We start from the raw sequence: 19,814 nt of genomic DNA, 5'->3' as shown, positions 1-19,814 counted from the left end.
GTTGCAAAGGGTCAGGTGAAGGTGATCAGAAACCCGGCCTGCGCCCCCCAATAGAGCGGCCAGACCAGATAGGGCGTAAGCTTCAGGGCCGGGTGCTTGGCGGGCAGCAGAAACTTTTCAGTCGCAAGGGTCAGGTCCGAGGCGATGAAGGCCATAGCGGCGGGCAAGGCCCAGCGTAATACACCAGTATCAGGAAGGGACAGAACGGTAATGCCCATGCCCAGGATGATCGGGATATAGGCGAGGACGGGGATCTTGAGGTCTCCGGCGCGGGGGGCGAGCAGCGTGGCCATAACGATGCCAAGAATGATCAGGGACCAGAAGGTCGCGGGGTGGTCGAAGATCAGTTCCAGGTTGCTATCGGGATGGGTCAGGAACAGAGCAATATAAGCCAGATGGCCAGCCGCAAATGTGCCGATGCCTGCCATGAATGTGCTGTCGGTTTCGCGTGACAGAAGGGCATCCCCGATGGCGCAGAGGGTGAGCGCAAGGATCAGAAGCCATGGTGCATTTGCCAGTAGGGCGATTCCGGCCAGCAGGGCGACCGACGCTGTTTTCAGCGTGCTGCGCAGGGCGCTGGCAGGGCGCGGGGTGAGTGGCAGGTAGGCCAGCGCGCAGGCCCCCGCGATCCAAAACAGAAGTGTCGTCATGGTGCATCCCCGATGTTTTTGAGGCAATCATCGCCATGATCACCGCGGTGCATCAAGGCGTGACGTTGAGTTATCTTGCCGATTTGGCAGAGCCAGAAAGGTTGAATGGTACTCGGTAGCAGCATCTGACAGACTGAAGACATGTTCAGAGCTATTATGATTCTGCTGACCTTCGTGGCGCATTCCGTTGCGGCGCAGTCGCCTCTGACTGCGACTGAGTTCGATGCGTATACCCGTGGGAAAACGTTGTTTTACGGGTTCGGTGGGCAAGCCTATGGGGTCGAGCGGTATCTTCCTAATCGTCGTGTGATCTGGTCATTTCTGGATGGCAAATGCATGGAAGGGGTCTGGTACGAGCAGGAAGATCAGATCTGCTTTATCTATGAGGATCAGCTGGCGCCGCAATGCTGGGTGTTCACGGAGTTTGGCGGCGGGCTGATCGCGCAATTCGAAGGTGATCCGACTGCGACGGAGCTGTACGAGGCTGAGGATATTGGCGAAGAGATGCTGTGTTACGGGCCGGATGTCGGGGTCTGATGTCAAGCGTCGGGTGGCCTTAGCTCTTCGTAGCCAATCATGACATGTCTTTTATATGCAGGTCTTTCGGTTAACGTGTCGTAGTATCTGCTAAGATGCGGGAGCGTCGCGCGGTCTATTTCGATATCGTAGTAGCGGTAGAGCACGTGGCCGAATTGGATATCGGCCAAAGTGAACGTATCGCCCGCCAGATAGGGTGAGTCGGCAAGCAGAGTGTCTGCTATGGTTAGCTTGATCTCCAGATCGATGACGGCCTGTCGGATTGCCTGATCGTCCCGCTGTTTTGCAGGGGTGCGAACCACTTGCCAGAAAATCGGGACGGTAAACGCCATTGCGATGTTTAGTTTTGCCCATTCCGCCCATTTGTCGATCTGCGCGCGCTGAATGGGATCTGATGGCCAGAAAGTTTCGTTCCCATATCTGGTAGCAAGATACCGCAGGATGGCACCGGTCTCCCAGAGCGGTGCGCCGTCACCATCTCTTAGAACCGGAATGGTTCGGTTTGGGTTCAGGGCCTGAAACGCCGCGCTGTCCAATCCGCCAAAGAGATGACCCAGATCGTGGCGCTGGTACTCCAGATCGAGTTCGCCGACACACCACATGAGCGCCTGAACATTGGATGATGTTTTACGGCCCCAGATCGTCAGCATGGATCAGAACAACGATCCCTGATCAGGCGGTGCCTGTTTGGGTTTTTTGGTCGATGCTTTGCCCTGTGTTCCGGTTTGGAGGCGACCATCGGCGAACTCGATCTCAAGTGCCGTGTGACCGGCGGCCTGTGCTTTGGTTGTGATGACTTCCCCGTCGGCGCGCACGACGGCGTAGCCACGCCCGAGCGTCGCCTTGTAGCTCAGCGTTTCGCGCAGGCGGTCGGTGGCCTCCATTTGCTGGCGTAGGCGGTCCAGCCGCGTGGATTGCGCGGCGTTCAGGCGATCGCTCAGTCGGTTGAGGGTATCGCGCCGTGTTTCCAGCTCGCGCTGGATCGGGCGCAGCGACAGGCGTGAGGACAGGTTGCGCCAGCGGTCGCGGCGGGTTTCGACAAAGCTGCGCAGGGTCGAGGGGCGCAGACGCGCCGCACTGTCCAGCAGCTTGACGCGGCGGTTCTGAACACCCCGGATTAGCGCGTTGGGCAAGCGCTCGGATATCTGGTCGAGCCTTTGGCGCGGGCTTTCCAGCAGTGTGTCTGGGCGCGGCAGCGCGCGCGACAGATCGCGCAGGCGTTGGCTGCGGCGCTGCACGGCGTCCGTTGCCGCGCGCGACAGGCGGGCCCCTTGTTCGTTGGTCCAAGCCAGCAGTTCCATGCGGACCGGTACGGCAAGTTCGGCAGCGGCGGTTGGCGTAGGGGCGCGGCGGTCCGAGACATAGTCGATCAGGGTGGTGTCGGTCTCGTGTCCCACGGCCGAGATCAGCGGGATTTCTGAAGCGGCGGTCGCACGCGCAACGCTTTCTTCGTTGAAGCCCCAGAGGTCTTCGATTGATCCGCCCCCGCGCGCGACGATAATCAGGTCGGGGCGCGGCAGCGCTCCGCCGGGGGTAAGGTTGTTGAAGCCTTCGATGGCGCGGGTCACTTCAGGGGCGCAGTTTGCACCCTGGACCGCGACGGGCCAGATCAGTACTTTGCGCGGGAAACGATCGCGTAGCCGATGCAAGATGTCCCGGATCACCGCGCCGGAGGGCGAAGTGACAACGCCGATGATTTGGGGCAGGTAGGGCAGCGGTTTCTTGCGTTCGGGCGCAAACAGGCCTTCGGCTTCGAGCTGTTTCTTGCGCTTTTCCAGCAATGCCATTAGTGCGCCTTGGCCGGCGACGGCGACCTCATCGACGTTCAGATTGTATTTCGACTGGGCTCCGAAAGCTGTGAGACGTCCGGTGACGACAACTTCAAGACCTTCCTCGGGAACAACCGACAAACCTGATATCTGCCCTTTCCACGTGGTGCAGGCCAGAACATTCCGGTCGTCCTTAATGTCGTAGTAGAGATGCCCCGAGCGCGCCTTGAACACCCGCCCGACCTCGCCGCGTACACGGATTCGGCCAAACGTGCCTTCGAGCGTGCGCTTCACCTCACCCGAGATGTCCGAGACGGTGTATTCGGGGGTGTTTTGGCCCGGAATCGGGTCATCAAGCAGGTCGGACATTTCAGCGCCTTGTGTCAAATCTCTGCGCAGCTTAGAACGCCGCGCAGGCAAGGCCAAGCAGATCGGAGCGTTTCATGAATATCCTCATTCTCGGCAGCGGCGGGCGCGAACACAGCCTTGCTTGGGCGGTGATGCAGAACCCTAAATGTGATCGCCTGATTGTGGCACCGGGCAACGCCGGGATCGCGCAGATCGCAGATTGTGCTGCGCTGGATATCGAGAATGGTGGCGCAGTCGTCAGTTTTGCCGAAGAAAACGCGATTGATTTCGTAATTGTCGGCCCTGAGGCTCCTTTGGCGGCGGGGGTTGCTGATCGGTTGCGTGAAGCAGGCGTTCTGGTCTTTGGTCCGTCAGCCGAAGCGGCGCGGTTAGAGGCCTCAAAAAGTTTCACCAAGGAAATCTGTGACGCATCTGGCGCGCCGACAGCGGGTTATGCCCGGTTCACGGAAGCAGAACCAGCCAAGGCTTATATCCGCGCGCAGGGTGCCCCGATCGTGGTCAAGGCCGATGGTCTGGCTGCCGGGAAGGGTGTGATCGTTGCAATGGATGAGCAAACCGCGCTGGACGCCATTGATGACATGTTCGGCGGTGCCTTCGGTGGCGCGGGGGCCGAAGTTGTAATCGAAGAATTCATGGAGGGCGAGGAGGCTTCGCTTTTCGTTCTCTGTGATGGTGAGGATATCCTGTCGATTGGCACGGCTCAGGACCACAAGCGTGTGGGAGAGGGGGATACCGGACTGAACACCGGCGGCATGGGTGCGTATTCTCCGGCCCCGGTTTTGAGTGCCGAGATTGAGGCCCGTGCAATGGATCAGATCGTGCGCCCGACCGTAGCTGAGATGACGCGGCGGGGGACGCCATTTCAGGGTGTGCTTTATGCAGGGCTGATGATCAACGATGGTCAGCCCAAGCTGGTGGAATACAATGTGCGTTTTGGCGATCCGGAATGTCAGGTTTTGATGATGCGGCTGGGCGCGCAGGCGATGGATCTGTTGCACGCTGCGGCCGAAGGGCGGCTGGGTGAGACGCGTGTGAACTGGGCTGAGGATCACGCGATCACCGTCGTGATGGCCGCAAAAGGATATCCCGGCACCTACGAGAAAGGCACTGCAATCAAGGGATTGGAAGACCTGCCCGAGGACAGCCGGAACATGGTCTTCCATGCGGGTACTAAGGCGGCTGAGGGGCAGGTTCAGGCAACAGGCGGTCGGGTTCTCAACGTGACCGCACGCGGGGACACGCTGCAAGAAGCGCGCGACCGGGCTTATGCGATGGTAGAAGGCGTGGATTGGCCCGAAGGCTTCTATCGCCGTGATATCGGTTGGCGCGCGCTGTGATCTGATTTCCGGGCTATGCCCGACTTGATTGTTTGCAAGTAGGGGGCATTGCCCCCTCGGCCTTTGGCCTCACCCCCCCAGGGTATTTATGGCCAGATGAAGACGGGATCAGCACTTTAGCGCTGCGGTCAAGTCATCGCGTTTTCTGAGCGGGCCGAGATCAGCGGTTTGCCAGCCGTTCTGGTATGAGACGCTGATGATGCGCGTCCAGTTCGCGTTTGCAACGATTAACTCTGGGGCACCGTCGCATTGACGTAGGCCGCCCGAGATGAAGTCCTCTCCGATTTTGTGATTGGTGAGGCTGGGGATCGACTGGATTTCGGTCAGGGTGCCGTTTTCATAGCGCCAGATCCGCAGGGTTTTAGCGAGGTGTGGGCGGTCGACATAGGCGATCTCGATATGGCCGTCACCATCGAGGTCGGCGGCACCGATAGGGGCAAGCCAGCGATTCCGGGTTCCGATATAGGGGGTGGCGGCGATCAGACCGCCGCCGTTGTAGATTGCGAGCCGGGCACCTTTGTCACGATGGCTTTCAACCACTAGCGCTTCGCGAAGGCCGTCATTGTCTATGTCGACAAGACGCGGCTTAATATCTTCAAAGACCCGTTCCTTGGGCAGGCGGATTGTGTATCGCGCCGAATTGGGTGCGTATTGCAATACAAGCGCGCCGTATTCGATCTGATCACCGAGCACGCCGTGCGGGTATCGAGCGGTGGGCTCGGCGTATTCCGCCGATTCCAATGGCTCATACTGCCATGGTTGCTGTGACTGAGCTTTGATCGGACAAATCCCCAGCGCGATTGCTAGGACCATGACCGACCAGGAAGGCATCAGATTTGTTTTTCGGGCATCTGGACAACCAGCCCGTCCAGCGCATCGGTGACCTTGATCTGGCAGGTCAGGCGCGAGCGCTCAGTGTCGGGCTCATAGGCAAAGTCCAGCATGTCTTCTTCCATGTCGTCCTTGGCCGGGATTTTCTCGACCCAGTCAGGGTGAACATAGACATGGCAAGTCGAGCAGGCGCAGGCGCCACCGCAATCGGCCTCGATGCCGGGGATATTGTTGTCACGGGCCCCTTCCATGACTGTCAGTCCGTTGGCGACCTCGACTGTATGTTCGGTACCGCCATGCTCGACATAGGTGATCTTTGCCATTGCGTGCGTCTTCCTTTTTCGGTTGTCGAACTCTTCCTTAGTGAAGGGAGCCTGATGTTTCCAGTCTCATTTGCGTCTCATCGTATTGAGCTTGGATTCTCCTGGTGAGAATTCCATTTTTGTTCTCATCGCTGCTTTGATTATGAAAGGGTGCATTATTAATTTGCGTCCCTTCGGCGCTGTATCTGTTTCAACGCGGCGTCCACCTTAAGCTGAACCATTTGTTTGCCGATTTCGCGCGTCGCGAGGTCAGGTTGACCGTCGAATCCTGCGCTCCAACCAGGAGGAACCGGTGCTCGTGAGCGACCGACTTCATCTGCATTGACATACATGAGCTCGGAGGTGTCCCGCAACGCAGCATGATTGCCGATTTGCTCTGCACTGAAACCTTGATCTTCCAGAAATGCGATCTGGCCATTTTTTTCATAATAGTCAGAGACATGCTGAACGATTACCCCGGTTGTCGCTAATTCAAGGCTGGTTGAAGTGGCGGCACGGGACTGCGCTGCCTGATTTCCCCCGCTGTCGCCGATCAGGAGGATCTCCTTGAACCCGTGAGAGGCGAGGCTGCGGATTGTTGCTTCCAGCACCTGCTGAAAGACCGGTTCGGGCAATGAAATTGTACCCGGCCATTGCATGTGTCCTGTGGGGTTGGGGACAACGTCACCTTCAGGTACATAGCGGATCACCGGTGCGATCAGAGTATTGCCCAGTTGTTCGGCAATTTCCCGACTGGCATATTCGACAACGAAATTGTGTTTTCCCAAAGTGACGTGGGGACCATTCTGTTCGGTTCCTCCTGTGGGAATGATGATTGTTCTGTAGCCGTCCTCAAGCGCGGCATGCACTTCTGGCCAGGTCATATGTTCCAGAAAAAGATCGTTGGTAGGGTCTGGCGTTTGCTGTATCCACATCAAGCTGGCGGTTATGAGCGCTGCCCCGACAATGCACACCGCCCAAATGGTTCTGCGCAAACGTGCCTGGCACATGTTCATTCCTCTTATAAATGATGCTGGAACCCACTAATCGGGTCAGGACAAAGACAACGAATTCACCGATTGAACAAGATCCCCTGCGATTTTTTGTCCCCGTGATCCCCACGCAGCTCGGCATGCAGCGCGCGACCGGCCTGAACGCCGGGGCGGGCGCTCATCATCTCAAGCCAGCGTGTGAAGTGCGGTTTGTCCTCCAGTACCTGCTGCTGACCCTCCCACAAGCTCGCCCAGCCCCAGATCGACATGTCGGCGATCGAGTAGAAATCGCCCGCAACAAATTCATTTTCGGCCAGACGCCTGTCCAGAACGCCGTATAGACGCCCGACCTCGGTGCGATAGCGGTCTTTTGGATAGGGAAGGTCTTGCGGCGGCTCCAGTTTCGGAGCGTATTTCAGGAAGTGATGCGCCTGACCGGCCATGGGGCCAACGCCGCCCATTTGCCACATCAACCATTCTTCGACTGCAATCCGGTCGCGCTCGGTTTTGCCATAAAAGCGCCCAGTCTTGCGGGCGAGATACATCAGGATCGCGCCGCTTTCGAAAACGGAAACGGGCTCGCCGTCGGGGCCATCCGGATCGACGATAGCTGGCATGCGGTTGTTGGGTGAGATCTTCAGGAATTCGGGATCGAACTGATCGCCCTTGCCGATATTGATCAAGTGGGTTTCATAGGGCAGCTCCATCTCTTCCAAAGCGATGGACACTTTCCAGCCGTTGGGCGTGGGCCAGAAATACAGATCGATCATGGGACCTCCCTAGTTTGGGGCGATCATGAAGTTTTCTACACAAACGGCAAGAGCCTGCTTGGGCCATTTACGAAAGCGTGACCCGAAGCGGGACGGGCTTGACGAGGCCTGGGACGGGGCGTAAACGCATGCCTACCACGTGGCGATTTGTTACCGGATTGCGGGCCACGCTAAACAACACCGCTAAAAGGTCAGGATGAAAGACCCCTTTCGCTTGGCCGCGTCTGGGGTTTTTTGTTTGCCTCCCAAGCGGGGCTGAAAGGAATGAGATGAGCGAGAGCTGGAACAAACGCACCCAAGCCGTCCATGGCGGCATCCGTCGCAGTCAGTACAATGAGGTTTCCGAGGCGATCTTTCTGACCCAAGGGTTTGTCTACGAAAACGCTGAGCAGGCCGAGGCCCGGTTTATCGAAAGCGGCCCGGATGAGTTCATCTATGCCCGCTACGGCAACCCCACCGTTTCGATGTTCGAGCAACGTATAGCGGCTTTGGAAGGCGGCGAGGATGCGTTCGCAACCGCTTCGGGAATGGCGGCTGTGAACGGTGCGCTGACTTCGATGTTGAAAGCTGGCGACCATGTGGTTTCAGCCAAAGCTCTGTTTGGGTCCTGCCTGTATATCCTTGAAAACATCCTGACTCGGTTCGGTGTTGAGGTGACGTTTGTGGACGGTACCGATCTGGCCGCATGGGAGGCCGCGCTCCGACCTGACACCAAGGCGGTATTCTTCGAATCCATGTCGAACCCGACGCTTGAGGTGATCGATATCGCCGCTGTGTCGAAACTGGCCCACGCGGTTGGTGCCGTTGTAATCGTAGACAATGTGTTCTCGACGCCGGTGTTCTCGCGCGCGATCGAGCAGGGCGCGGATGTGGTTGTTTATTCGGCAACCAAGCATATTGACGGGCAGGGCCGCGCGCTGGGCGGTGTGATCATCGGCACCAAGGATTTCATCCGCGGCACGGTCGAACCCTACATGAAACACACCGGCGGTGCACTTAGTCCGTTTAACGCCTGGATCATGGTCAAAGGTCTTGAAACCATGGCGCTGCGCGTGAATGCGCAGGCAGACAGCGCCCAGAAGATTGCTGAGGCGCTTGAAGGGCATCCCGCACTAGAAAGGACACTGTTCCCTGGTCTTAAGACGCACCCGCAGAACGCATTGGTGCAGGATCAGCTGGGCGGCAAAGGCGGCACGGTTCTGTCGCTGGATATCAAGGGCGGCAAAGCCGCAGCGTTTGCGTTCCTGAATGCGCTCACGATCCCCGTGATCTCGAACAATTTGGGTGACGCCAAGTCGATCGCGACACACCCGGCCACCACCACGCATCAGCGCCTGAGCGAAGAACAGCGCGATGAGTTGGGTATTACGCCCGGCCTGATCCGCCTGTCGGTCGGGCTTGAGGATGCCGGGGATCTGCTGACGGATATCCAGCGCGCGCTGGAGGTATCTCAGGGCTAGCGCCGCGCCGGGAATTCATGGTCAGGCGGGTGTGAACCGCCTGATCCGGCGCTTTTGGTTGTAATGTGACGATTTCTCGCCTCGAATTTCGATCCGGGCTGCTATCCCGCGCGTATCGTTCAGGACTGGTAATTAAACCTCGGTGGTATATAACCGTCGGCCTAGCAAGGGATCCGTGCCAATGAACATTCATCCGCGCGACATCAACGAGACACCCGATCACGATCAGGCCGCCGCAGCGCTAAAGGTACTGCGGGAATGGGCGAAATCGGCCTCGGCGGTCGAAATCAGCCAGCTTGATCCGGCGGTGGCGCAGCTTGTTCCGGGGCTGTCTCAGGCGGAATATCCTGCTTTGTCGCGCGACTATCCCGAAAGCTTTGAGGCAGATGTAGCCTACAGGGCCACCTTGCCCGATTTGCAGAACGGGCCGTCCAGCCTGATCCGGGGGTCGAAGCAGCAGATCCAGCATGTCGGCATCTCGAATTTTCGCCTGCCGATCCGGTTCCACCGCAAAAGCGGTGCCGAGCTGACACTTGAGACCTCGGTCACCGGATCTGTCAGCCTTGAGGCCGAAAAGAAGGGGATCAACATGTCCCGGATCATGCGGTCTTTCTACAAGCACGCCGAGCGTACCTTTAGTTTTGAGGTGATGGAGGCAGCGCTGAACGACTATCTGTCCGATCTGGACAGTTTGGATGCGCGGATTCAGATGCGGTTTTCCTATCCCGACCGGATCGAGAGCCTGCGTTCGGGATTGTCCGGATACCAGTACTACGACATCGCGCTGGAACTGGTTGATCGGGGCGGAGAGCGTCTAAAGATCATGCATCTTGACTATGTCTATTCGTCCACATGCCCCTGTTCACTGGAACTTAGTGAACACGCACGCGCCACACGAGGGCAGTTGGCAACGCCGCACTCGCAGCGCTCAGTCGCGCGGATTTCGGTCGTGGTTGATTGCAATGCGGATTGCCTGTGGTTCGAAGATCTGATCGCGCTCTGTCGCCGTGCGGTGCCGACCGAAACGCAGGTGATGGTCAAGCGCGAGGATGAACAGGCCTTTGCCGAACTGAACGCGGCCAACCCCATTTTCGTTGAAGATGCCGCGCGTCTGTTCTGCGCCGAGTTGCAGGCCGATCATCATGTCGGCGATTTCCGCGTGATTGCCAGCCATCAGGAAAGCCTTCACAGCCATGATGCGGTCTCGATTTTGACCGAGGGTCCAACGTTCGAAACGGCTAGCCTGGACCCGCGTTTGTTCACGACGCTGTTTCATGTGGGTTGATTGACCCCTCGGAAGCTGCTGGAAAAACGATCAAAAATCCCGCATGGGCGCTTTTTTGCCGCAATGCAGCAAGTAATGCTGCATCTGCACCTCAATTTGCGCTAGGTTGCCCCTGAGTGCAGCTGCTGCGCCTCCGCAAAACCCGGATGGTGCAGCCCGAAAGGAAGCCGGGACGTGCGACGCCTTGGACCGCCAACCTGCAAATCCGCCCGGACGATTGGGGCGGGTGGGGTCTTTTACTCATTTTCCCGCTGCCTCGGTTTTATCAGGAGAGACATGCAATGAATCCGATTACTCAACCGCTTGAGTTTCAGGCAGCGGCCATCCGGATGGCCGGTTACGCAATGGCCAGTCAGATTGAGATCATGCAGATCATGACGCGCGCGGCTTTTGATCTGCCGATGACACCTCTGCACGGACTGAAGACAGCCGAGGCACCCGCACCGGTTGCCCGCAAAGCGGCGACACCAGCAACACGAAAGCCAGCCAGGCCGGCTGCCAAAACCAAGGTTGCAGCAAAGTATAAAGCCGAGCCGAAAACCAAAGCGGCACCTAAGCCAAAGGCGGCGGCTACGTCTGCGGTGGTACCAGTGCCGAAAGCGGCGGCTCCTAAGGTTGCGGCCGCTGCACCCATGGCGACCCCTGCGGCCAAGCCGGCTGTGAAAACAGCACGGGCCAAGGCCATGATGCCTGTGAAACCCGCCTCGAAATCGGCCAAGCCAGTATCAACGGCGGCCAAGGCGGTCGCGGAGTTCAAATCCTCCGCGCAGGCCAAGGCACAACCGGTAGCCGCAGCGCCGAAAGCGTCGGCAAAAACGGCAAAAGCTGGGCCCAAGGCACCTGCGGCAGCTAAGCCTGCCCCCGCAAAGCCCGCGCCGGCCAAAGCTGCGCATCAGGTCACAGCGGCCCCGAAACCTGCCGCAGCAAAGCCTGCGCCGCAGAAACCGGCAGCTGCATCGGCTGAGCAGGCCAAACCAGCGCAGCGTCGTGCACGCGCCCCGTCGAAGCCACCCGCGATGCCGGGCTCTGAGGCAAAATCCGACAGTTAACGCCGATCATCTGCTTGACACCGTCGGGTTGGCGCGCCAACGCTGCCCGTCATGATGGATCTTCGCCCGGTCGGATATGTGATTGGCCTGCTGGTCGCCATTCTAGGGGCGACCATGCTGCTGCCCATGCTTGTCGACATGATCGAGGGGCGGGGCGAGTGGCATGTTTTCTTTGAAAGCGCGATCATCACGCTGCTGACCGGCAGCGTTCTTGCGATGAGTTGTTCGAACGGGGTGGGCGAAGGTCTGACCATCCGTCAGACCTTTTTGCTGACTTCGGGCGTCTGGGTGGCGTTGCCGGTTTTTGGCGCCATACCCTTTGTATTCGGCGAGACCGAGCTCCGCTTTGTTGATGCTTATTTCGAGGCGATGTCGGGGCTGACCACCACCGGGTCGACTGTGATCTCGGGGCTGGATGATCTGCCACGTGGCCTGTTGTTGTGGCGGGGGGTCCTGCAATGGCTGGGTGGCATTGGCATCATCGTTGTCGCAATGGTGTTCCTGCCCGAACTGCGCGTAGGCGGAATGCAGATCTTCCGCTCGGAAGGATTTGAAACCATGGGGAAGATCCTTCCTCGTGCGCAAGAAATTGCAGGTCAGATTTCCCTGATCTATGTCGTTCTCACAGTGGTCTGCATCCTCGTATATGCCGGTCTTGGGATGAGTTTCTTTGACGCTCTGGTCCATGCGCTGACCACGATTTCCACCGGCGGGTTCTCTAACTATGATGCATCATTCGGGACTTTTTCGGGACCTGCCGAATACGCCGCCGCCGTTTTCATGATCCTCGCGGCCTTGCCATTCGTACGCTATGTCCAATTTGCCAATGGCAATACGAGTTCGCTTTGGCAAGACAGTCAGATCAGGGCATTTCTGGCAACGATTGCGGTTCTTGTGGTTCTCATGTCGATATTCCTGACATCGGTCTTTCCACACCATTGGGAACAAGCGTTCCGCGAGTCGCTGTTCAATATCACTTCGATCATCTCGGGTACCGGCTATGCCAGCGTTGATTATATGGGCTGGGGCAGCTTCCCGATCATGCTGTTCTTCCTGATCGGCCTAATTGGCGGTTGTGCGGGCTCTACCGCATGTTCGATCAAGGTGTTCCGCTATCAGCTGCTGTTTGCCTCGATCAAAACGCAGATCAGCCGCATCCGGTCTCCGCATGGTGTGTTCGTGCCGCGATATGACGGGCGACCCATCGGGCGCGATGTTCTGACCTCGGTCATGAGCTATTTTATGTTCTTCGCACTTTCGATGGGGGTGCTGTCATGGGCTCTGGCATTGACTGGACTGGACTTTATAACCTCGGTTTCGGGTGCCGCAACTGCACTGGCCAATGTGGGTCCTGGGCTGGGTGATCAGATCGGCCCTGCAGGAAACTTTGCCGGGCTCAACGACAGCGCGAAATGGATGCTTATTGTAGGTATGTTGGTTGGGCGGCTAGAGCTGCTTGCCGTTTACGCAATATTTACTGTTCAATTCTGGAGAGACTAATGAAGCGACCGCTTGGTGCGCAGATATCGCATATGTTGAAAGATCGCGGCGTTGATGTGATTTTTGGAATTCCCGGCGTTCATAATCAGGAAATGTACCGTGGTATCGAAGAAGCTGGCATAACGCATGTACTGGCGCGCCACGAACAAGGCGCTGGGTTCATGGCTGATGGATACGCGCGCGCTTCTGGCAAGCCTGGTGTGGCTTATGTGATCACCGGTCCTGGCCTGTGCAACATCATGACGCCAATGGGCCAGGCCTATTCGGATTCAGTTCCAATGCTGGTGTTGTCCTCTTGCCTTGATGATGTTCAGTCACGGCGTGGACAGTTGCACCAGATGAAAGATCAACGCGGCGCAGCGGACACCGTGGCAGACTGGTCCTGCCAGGCAGACGATGCGCAGTCCACATATCTGTTGGTTGAACGAGCGTTCGAAGACTTTGAGTTGTCGCGACCACGGCCCAAGCATATCCAGATCCCAATTGCTCAGCTGGAAGCTGAAGCTGAGCCGGCACCATTCCCGAACCAACCCGCCTTGCGTACCAAGGCGTTGCCGCCTGATGTCGCTCCTGTTTTGTCTTTGCTCAATATTGCGCAGCGGCCATTGTTCATTCTAGGCGGTGGTAGCCGCTCCAACCTGTGGCGGCAGATTCTGACGGAGCTAGGTGCTGCCTGTTTCACCACATTTGCCGGACGAGGGCTTGTTGGGGCCAACTATCCGCTGGATTTCGGATCGATGTTGCCTCGTCCGGGCAGCGCCGAGGTCATCGCTTCGGCCGATCTTGTAGTTGTTGTCGGGGCAGAGCTGGGAGAGGTTGATTTGTGGCGTGATCGATTGGGCCATTCCGCCCAGCTGGTACGCGTTGATATCGACCCCGAAGTGTTGTCCGACCACCATAGGGCGACAGTCAAGATTCAGGCTGATGGCGAAAGCTTCGCATATGCGTTGTGGCAATCCGTCGAAAAGGTTCAACCGGCAGGCGGATGGTCCCAGGATGAAGTAAGTGAGGCACGCGCGCGCTGGCGTGCGGAAATCAACGCCGAACTACCGGGCATCGTTCAGGTGTCCGACGCGCTGCGCGAGGCGATGCCGGTCGAGACGATGATCTATTCGGATATGACGCAGTTCGCTTATGTCTCGAAAGAGATCTGGGACATGCATTATCCTTATCACTGGCATCACCCAACTGGGTTCGGCACACTGGGATATGCTCTGCCCGCAGGCATCGGTGGTGCCATGGCGCGACGTGGAAAACCCACAGCGGTGATCGCGGGCGACTATGGTTTCCACTACACGATGCAAGAGCTTGGCGTCGCAGTGGAGTTGGGCCTGCCTTTGCCCATTATTCTGTGGGACAATGGCAAGCTGAAAGCGATCGAAGATAGCATGGTGCGCAGTCAGATCGCGCCCAACGCGGTGATCGCGCGCAATCCGGATTTCTGCAAACTGGCCGAGGCCTTCGGGGCCCGATCGGCAGAACCGGGTAATCTGGATGAGATGCAGGCGGCAGTTCGCAAGGCGTTTACTGCTAACGGCCCAACTCTGATCAGAATTACGCCGGAAATTCTGTGAGGCATGAAAAAAGGCGCTGCACCTCGGTCCAGCGCCTTTTCAGTGATGTCAGATATTCAGTCCCAGCAATGAACTAATACAGTCATTCCACTGGCCCGGCGGCTTAGCTCGTTTGGTGAGATCTGGGTCGAGTTTTGTGCGGTTTGGCCGGAAACACCCGCCTTGTTCAGGACTTCTGTCAGGCGATCGACATTTGCCGCAAGGCTAACCGAGTCGGGCAGGGTGCGTCCCTCAGATGGGGTGGGTAGCAGCATGCCGACCACGTTGCCGCTGTCATCAAAGACCGGCCCGCCCGCATCCCCGGGCTGCGCGGCCAGCGCTAAACGTTTGACGCCATCTTCGCCGTTCAAGCCGCGAAGATCGGCGATCTCGCCAAAGGTCAGGGTGGGGGCACCCAAAGCGCCTTCGTAAGAAAAGCCCGAAACGGCGACCTGAGACTGAATACGGGGTTGGTCTGATTGGAATTCGGCGACGCTGATTGGGGCCAGTGTCTGGCTGGGGCGCAAAACGGAAACGCCAAGATCAGCGTCTTGCCATGCGACCTGAACCTCCTGACCACCGTCCAGAGTGATGCGGTTACAGCTGTCGGAAGCCTCCGATACAGTCAGGACTGTCCCGTTGCTATCGGCGTAGAAGCCGGATCGCGACAGTCGCGGTTTGCGGACCTGAAGACCCGAGACCAGATCAATGCGTTGTTCGGCCTCTGCCCCGGCACTGGCATCGAGCACCGCATCCGTTGGGGTGAAGCTAGCGCGCATTGCGGCCAGAACGCGGGCGCGTCGCGCTTCATCGCCTTCAGGCCAAACCAGAGTGAACCCCTTGATCTTCCCGTCCTTCAAGGCCGCCTGAGTGTGCGAGGTTATTCCCTGGCCGCGCCCCTCTATCGTAAAACTGTTCCCGCGTAAGGCGCGTTTGCCATCAAGCGGAACAATCTCAAGCGATTGCATCACCTGATACAGCGCCCGAAGGGTGGCGGGTGAACCTTCCTGGCTGATCAACAGCGCTTGAGCGTCCAGATCCGAGGCGGGTTTGAAATGCGCAAAGGGGGCTTCATAGCGATCAAATGCAATCACGCCCAGAGGCATGTCCAACTCGATCCCCGCTTGAACGTCGGAATATCGCGCCAAGCCGACGCTGATCAGCGGTGCGTTGTAGTCGTCCATCAGCGTCTTGCGCTGCAATGTTGTCAGAACGCCAGTTGCCTCAAACCCGTTGAAGCTTTGCCAATCGCTCATCGAGCGACGGGTACCCTGACCAAACGCACCGTCGATGGTCGAGTTGTAGAACCCGGCCGCCTGCAGCGCAGTCTGCAGGTCCTTGCGTTCCTGAGCCGTCAGCAGGCGTTCACCCTGCAGGGCTTCCGAACGCGTTTCGTCTGCGTCCTGCAAGCTCAAACCAATCGCTGGCTGTTCTGGTTGCTGTTCCGGCTGTACGGGTGCGTTGATCACACCCCGTTCAAGAATGTTGGCTCCAACAGGCCAGAACTGCTGAGCCAGCGCATTGGAAAAAGCGATGAAACTGTCTGACGGTATCTGGCGTTCAGCCCGGTAGACCCGCAATACCTGCTCGGCGTCATCGCGAATATATGGCCCGATTACAATGGCATACCAGCCCGAGTTCAGGCGAAATCCGTTCACATCTGGCAGGGCGTTTGCGTGAGCCTGAGCGCGCTCTCGCGCTTCGCGAAGCGAGGGCTGTGCCTCAATCTGGATCCAAACGCCGGCGTCTTGTTGGGCGAAAGCGGCGCGAAGACCGAAGAAGAGAAAGAATGTAATTACCGTAAATACGCGTGTCATTGTCTGCCCGTTTTATGCAGTGTTTTCACTTTGCCGCAGAGTACGCGGAATCGCGACCCGATGGCCATGCCCGGAATACGGGGAATTCTGGGTGTGGCTGCTCAGCGACAGCCAGTGCCGTTTGGCCCGTTGACGCCCCTTGGTGGCTTGCATAGGAAGGGCCAAACCCACTGAAACAGGGCGCAAATGGCGTCCAAGGGAAATGTCATGACCGAACCCAAAAGCGCTCCTCGTTCATTTCAGGAGATTATCCTGCGGCTTCAGACCTATTGGGCGTCGAAAGGCTGTGCGATCCTGCAGCCCTATGACATGGAGGTTGGCGCGGGTACGTTCCATCCGGCAACCACCCTGCGCGCGCTGGGATCCAAGGCTTGGGCCGCGGCCTACGTTCAACCCTCACGCCGCCCGACGGACGGGCGCTATGGCGAAAACCCAAACCGGTTGCAGCATTACTATCAGTATCAGGTGTTGATCAAACCCAGCCCGCCGGATCTGCAAGAGCTGTATCTGGGCAGCCTTGAGGCCATCGGTATCGACATGGACCTGCACGACATCCGGTTTGTTGAAGATGACTGGGAAAGCCCTACTCTGGGCGCGTGGGGACTGGGCTGGGAAGTTTGGTGTGATGGCATGGAAGTCAGCCAGTTCACCTATTTCCAGCAGGTCGGGGGCCACGACTGTACGCCGGTTTCGGGCGAGTTGACCTATGGTCTGGAACGTTTGGCGATGTATGTACTGGGCATCGATCATGTGATGGATATGCCGTTCAACGATCCGCAATCACCCAGTCCGCTAACTTATGGCGACATCTTCAAGCAGACCGAAGAGGAATACGCCCGCTGGAACTTTGATGTGGCCAATACCGAGGTCCTGCTGCGCCACTTCGAAGAGGCCGAGGCCGAATGCGCGTCCATTCTGGCGCAGGAACATGATGACCCGAAGACGGGCAAGCGCATCATCATGGCGCATCCTGCATACGATCAGTGCATCAAGGCCAGCCACATTTTCAATCTGCTTGACGCGCGAGGCGTGATCTCGGTGACCGAACGGCAGGCCTATATCGGTCGCGTCCGCGCATTGGCCAAGCAATGCGCCGATGCGTTCGTGCAGACCGAGGCCGCCGGGTTCGAGGTTTTATGCAACGCCTAGGCCAGACCGGGCAACAACGCCTTCAGGCCGTCTGCGATCATGCTGATTGCGATGGCCGCAAGGATCATGCCCATGAAGCGGCTCATGACCACGCGGGCATTGTCCGACAGCCGCTTGGCCAGCGCCGAGGCGTTCCAGAATGTACCCAGCAGCAAAGCGACGACAAACAGAAATACACCCGCATAGACAATGGCTTCGACCGGTGTCTTGATGTGATGCGCGTAGAGGATCAAGGTCGTGATCGTGCCGGGGCCGACCAGTATCGGAAAGGCCAAGGGATAGAAGGCAACCGTCTCGGGGGCCGGGTAGGATTTCTTTTCTCCGTCGGTCCCATGGTGCGAGCTGCTTTCGTTTCCGTTCAGCATGTTCAGCCCGATCATCAGGACGACAAGGCCACCGGCGACACGCAGGTCATCGACACTGATGCCAAACAGCCCAAGCGCTTGACTGCCAATTGCGGCGAAGGCTCCACCAAGGATCAAGCAGTAGAGCGCGGTTTTCACAGCCACTTTGCGTTGATCCGAAACGGGCAGGTCTTGCGTAACACTCAGGAACACAGGCAGGTTGGTGATCGGATTCATGATCGCGAACAGCGCGCCGAAAAATCCGACGGCAAGGGTGGTTTCCATGCGTGTAGCCTCGTTTCTGCTCGTACTAGTTTGAAACCTGTCCTATTTTCTGTGAACTTGAAAGAGGCGGCGTAATCGATGACTGGAAAACTGCTTGCTCTGATCCTTGTGATTTCTGCCGTTCTGGCAGGGGCCGGGATGTATTATCTGCAGGTCTATGGGTTCTATTATGAGGTCGAGCCACGCCCGGGCCAGGATGTGGTAGTGCTGGCGCGAGGGGCGGAGGCGCCCGAACCCATCGCTTACACTGCGTTCCAGGCCATTGACGCCGACAGCTCTCCGATCCGGTATAGGGCCTGTTTCGAAACTGAGATGATGCCGGATCAGATGGTGGATTTCATCCCTGTCGAGAACCCCGAGCCATTGACTGCGCCGGGATGGTTTGACTGCTACGACGCGGTCGCGCTTGCCGATGCGTTGAAAACAGGGCAGGCGCAGGCCTTCATGGGCGCCAAGAACATCCATTATGGTGTCGATCAGATCGTCGCCATTACACAGGATGGTAAAGGCTACATCTGGCACGCACTGAACAATTGCGGTGAAAAGGCCTATGACGGCACGGTTGTGGGCGAGGAATGCCCACCCAGACCCGAGGGTTGACGAAGATGGGTACGGTTGTTGAAATTCCGGAGTTCCTGACCGCAACGCTGGGCTTTGCGGTTTACCTGTTGGGGGCCGAGATTAACGCCCGCGTTGCGCCCTTGCGCAGCTTCAACATCCCCGAGCCTGTGACCGGGGGCCTTTTGGCCTCGCTGGTGGTGTTGGCTCTGTATCTTGGATTTGGCATTGAGCTGTCATTTGGCTTGACCGCGCGAGATTTCCTATTGGTTCTGTTCTTTGCCGGGATTGGTCTGAACGCCCGTCTGTCCGATTTGATCGCGGGCGGCAAGCCATTGCTATTGCTTCTGATTTTGACGCTTCTAACCATCGTCGCGCAGAATGTGATCGGCGCTGCTGGGGCCGTGATGTTCGGATATCCGGCGCAAGCCGGGGTGCTATTCGGGTCTGCTGCGTTGATCGGGGGACATGGGACCGCGATCGCCTGGGCACCCGAAGTTGCGGATGCCACCGGGCTGAGTGGTGCAACCGAGTTGGGTGTGGCCGTGGCTACATTGGGTCTTGTGTTGGCCGCCTTGGTCGGTGGGCCGATTGCGCGGCTGCTGATCGAGGGGCGCGAGCTCAGCCCCGAACGGCCGGGGGAAGAGCATACGGTGGGCTTGCCCAATGAGGTCGACCAGAAGTCCGAGATTGATCATCTGACAATCATGCGGGTTCTGCTGTATCTCAACCTCGCGATCATTTCCGGCGCGATTTTGAGCGAGGCGATCAGTGCGGCTGGGTTAAAGCTGCCCTTGTTCGTGCCCTGCCTGATCATGGGGATCGTAATCGCCAATCTGCGCAGCATGGTCGCACCGAACGCAAAGCCGGTTTCGCGCACACCATCGCTGGCACTGATATCGGAATTCGCATTAGGCGCATTTCTGGCGATGTCCTTGATGAGCTTGCAACTGTGGACCATCGCCGAGCTGGGCCTTGCAATCGCGGTGATCATGACCGCTCAGACGCTGTTTGCCGTCGTGTTCGTGATCTGGGCACTGTTCCCGCTGATGGGATCAAATTACCGCGCCGCCGTTCTGGCCGCTGGGTTCGGAGGATTCGCATTGGGTGCGACCCCGACCGCTATCGCGAATATGACCGCCGTAACCAAGCGATATGGACCTTCACCTATTGCCTTTATCGTGCTGCCCCTTGTATCCGCATTCTTTGTGGATATCGCCAATGCCATCGTCATCCAGACGATTGTCAATTTCTAAG

General features: G+C 58.1%; 19 protein-coding genes and 1 riboswitch. Of the genes, 10 read left to right on the top strand and 9 right to left on the bottom strand.

The window, feature by feature from the left end; all coding sequences use genetic code 11:
- Positions 1-11: 11 nt before the first annotated feature.
- A complete protein-coding gene (locus AC2FI7_RS01290) occupies positions 12-650 on the bottom strand; it encodes a lysoplasmalogenase (RefSeq protein WP_010439232.1) in 639 nt (212 codons plus the stop codon).
- A gap of 141 nt (positions 651-791) precedes the next feature.
- Between AC2FI7_RS01290 and AC2FI7_RS01285 the strand changes: the two genes are divergently transcribed.
- Positions 792-1,187: a hypothetical protein gene (locus AC2FI7_RS01285; RefSeq protein WP_029621749.1), complete on the top strand. Its 396-nt coding sequence runs from the start codon at positions 792-794 to the stop codon at positions 1,185-1,187.
- Positions 1,188-1,189: 2 nt separating this feature from the next.
- On the opposite strand, the gene AC2FI7_RS01280 is transcribed toward AC2FI7_RS01285, so the two are convergent.
- Together AC2FI7_RS01280 and xseA are read right to left on the bottom strand one after the other, a co-directional pair.
- Positions 1,190-1,837: a glutathione S-transferase family protein gene (locus AC2FI7_RS01280; protein WP_319546898.1), complete on the bottom strand. Its 648-nt coding sequence runs from the start codon at positions 1,835-1,837 to the stop codon at positions 1,190-1,192.
- A 3-nt stretch (positions 1,838-1,840) separates the two neighbouring features.
- Positions 1,841-3,325 carry an exodeoxyribonuclease VII large subunit gene (gene xseA / locus AC2FI7_RS01275; protein WP_010439240.1) on the bottom strand — a complete coding sequence of 495 codons (1,485 nt, stop codon included), beginning with the start codon at positions 3,323-3,325 and terminating at the stop codon, positions 1,841-1,843.
- Between the two features lie 74 nt (positions 3,326-3,399).
- On the opposite strand from xseA, the gene purD reads away from it, so the two are divergent.
- On the top strand, positions 3,400-4,662 hold the full coding sequence (gene purD / locus AC2FI7_RS01270; RefSeq protein WP_010439243.1) for a phosphoribosylamine--glycine ligase: 1,263 nt from the start codon (positions 3,400-3,402) through the stop codon (positions 4,660-4,662).
- Positions 4,663-4,770: 108 nt separating this feature from the next.
- Here the strand turns inward: purD and AC2FI7_RS01265 are convergent, their stop codons facing one another.
- From AC2FI7_RS01265 to AC2FI7_RS01250, 4 genes are all read right to left on the bottom strand, one after another.
- Complete coding sequence (locus AC2FI7_RS01265) at positions 4,771-5,475, bottom strand: FG-GAP repeat domain-containing protein (RefSeq protein ID WP_238528767.1); 705 nt, start codon at positions 5,473-5,475, stop codon at positions 4,771-4,773.
- Between the two features lie 17 nt (positions 5,476-5,492).
- Positions 5,493-5,816 (bottom strand): 2Fe-2S iron-sulfur cluster-binding protein, encoded by a 324-nt coding sequence (locus AC2FI7_RS01260; RefSeq protein WP_010439247.1) that lies wholly within the window; start codon positions 5,814-5,816, stop codon positions 5,493-5,495.
- A gap of 158 nt (positions 5,817-5,974) precedes the next feature.
- Positions 5,975-6,805: a creatininase family protein gene (locus tag AC2FI7_RS01255; protein WP_010439249.1), complete on the bottom strand. Its 831-nt coding sequence runs from the start codon at positions 6,803-6,805 to the stop codon at positions 5,975-5,977.
- A gap of 62 nt (positions 6,806-6,867) precedes the next feature.
- Complete coding sequence (locus AC2FI7_RS01250; protein ID WP_010439251.1) at positions 6,868-7,557, bottom strand: glutathione S-transferase N-terminal domain-containing protein; 690 nt, start codon at positions 7,555-7,557, stop codon at positions 6,868-6,870.
- Between the two features lie 129 nt (positions 7,558-7,686).
- Positions 7,687-7,764, top strand: a riboswitch (SAM riboswitch).
- A 62-nt stretch (positions 7,765-7,826) separates the two neighbouring features.
- Here AC2FI7_RS01250 and metZ point away from each other — a divergent pair.
- The 5 genes from metZ to AC2FI7_RS01225 all read left to right on the top strand — a co-directional run bounded on the left by metZ (position 7,827) and on the right by AC2FI7_RS01225 (position 14,425).
- A complete protein-coding gene (gene metZ / locus AC2FI7_RS01245; protein WP_496815564.1) occupies positions 7,827-9,017 on the top strand; it encodes an O-succinylhomoserine sulfhydrylase in 1,191 nt (396 codons plus the stop codon).
- Between the two features lie 181 nt (positions 9,018-9,198).
- Positions 9,199-10,302 (top strand): GTP cyclohydrolase FolE2, encoded by a 1,104-nt coding sequence (gene folE2, locus AC2FI7_RS01240; RefSeq protein WP_010439255.1) that lies wholly within the window; start codon positions 9,199-9,201, stop codon positions 10,300-10,302.
- Between the two features lie 281 nt (positions 10,303-10,583).
- A complete protein-coding gene (locus AC2FI7_RS01235) occupies positions 10,584-11,351 on the top strand; it encodes a hypothetical protein (protein WP_139056596.1) in 768 nt (255 codons plus the stop codon).
- A gap of 51 nt (positions 11,352-11,402) precedes the next feature.
- On the top strand, positions 11,403-12,851 hold the full coding sequence (locus AC2FI7_RS01230) for a TrkH family potassium uptake protein (RefSeq protein ID WP_010439263.1): 1,449 nt from the start codon (positions 11,403-11,405) through the stop codon (positions 12,849-12,851).
- Positions 12,851-14,425, top strand: coding sequence for a thiamine pyrophosphate-binding protein (locus AC2FI7_RS01225; RefSeq protein WP_010439268.1), 1,575 nt, complete (start codon positions 12,851-12,853; stop codon positions 14,423-14,425). Before AC2FI7_RS01230 ends, AC2FI7_RS01225 begins: the two co-directional genes overlap by 1 nt.
- Positions 14,426-14,481: 56 nt before the next feature.
- On the opposite strand, the gene AC2FI7_RS01220 is transcribed toward AC2FI7_RS01225, so the two are convergent.
- Complete coding sequence (locus AC2FI7_RS01220) at positions 14,482-16,221, bottom strand: serine protease (RefSeq protein ID WP_496815562.1); 1,740 nt, start codon at positions 16,219-16,221, stop codon at positions 14,482-14,484.
- Positions 16,222-16,428: 207 nt separating this feature from the next.
- Between AC2FI7_RS01220 and AC2FI7_RS01215 the strand changes: the two genes are divergently transcribed.
- Positions 16,429-17,370 carry a glycine--tRNA ligase subunit alpha gene (locus tag AC2FI7_RS01215; RefSeq protein WP_029621752.1) on the top strand — a complete coding sequence of 314 codons (942 nt, stop codon included), beginning with the start codon at positions 16,429-16,431 and terminating at the stop codon, positions 17,368-17,370.
- On the opposite strand, the gene AC2FI7_RS01210 is transcribed toward AC2FI7_RS01215, so the two are convergent.
- Positions 17,367-17,999 (bottom strand): MarC family protein, encoded by a 633-nt coding sequence (locus AC2FI7_RS01210; protein WP_010439276.1) that lies wholly within the window; start codon positions 17,997-17,999, stop codon positions 17,367-17,369. The genes AC2FI7_RS01215 and AC2FI7_RS01210 overlap by 4 nt on opposite strands.
- 78 nt (positions 18,000-18,077) lie before the next feature.
- Between AC2FI7_RS01210 and AC2FI7_RS01205 the strand changes: the two genes are divergently transcribed.
- Positions 18,078-18,599: a DUF6446 family protein gene (locus tag AC2FI7_RS01205; RefSeq protein WP_010439279.1), complete on the top strand. Its 522-nt coding sequence runs from the start codon at positions 18,078-18,080 to the stop codon at positions 18,597-18,599.
- A gap of 5 nt (positions 18,600-18,604) precedes the next feature.
- Positions 18,605-19,813, top strand: a complete 1,209-nt coding sequence (gltS, locus tag AC2FI7_RS01200; RefSeq protein WP_480872733.1) for a sodium/glutamate symporter — start codon at positions 18,605-18,607, stop codon at positions 19,811-19,813.
- The last annotated feature ends 1 nt before the right edge of the window (position 19,814 follow it).

It is taken from the genome of Ruegeria sp. YTSA064, assembly GCF_059610325.1.
This window is presented reverse-complemented; position numbering and strand designations above follow the sequence as displayed.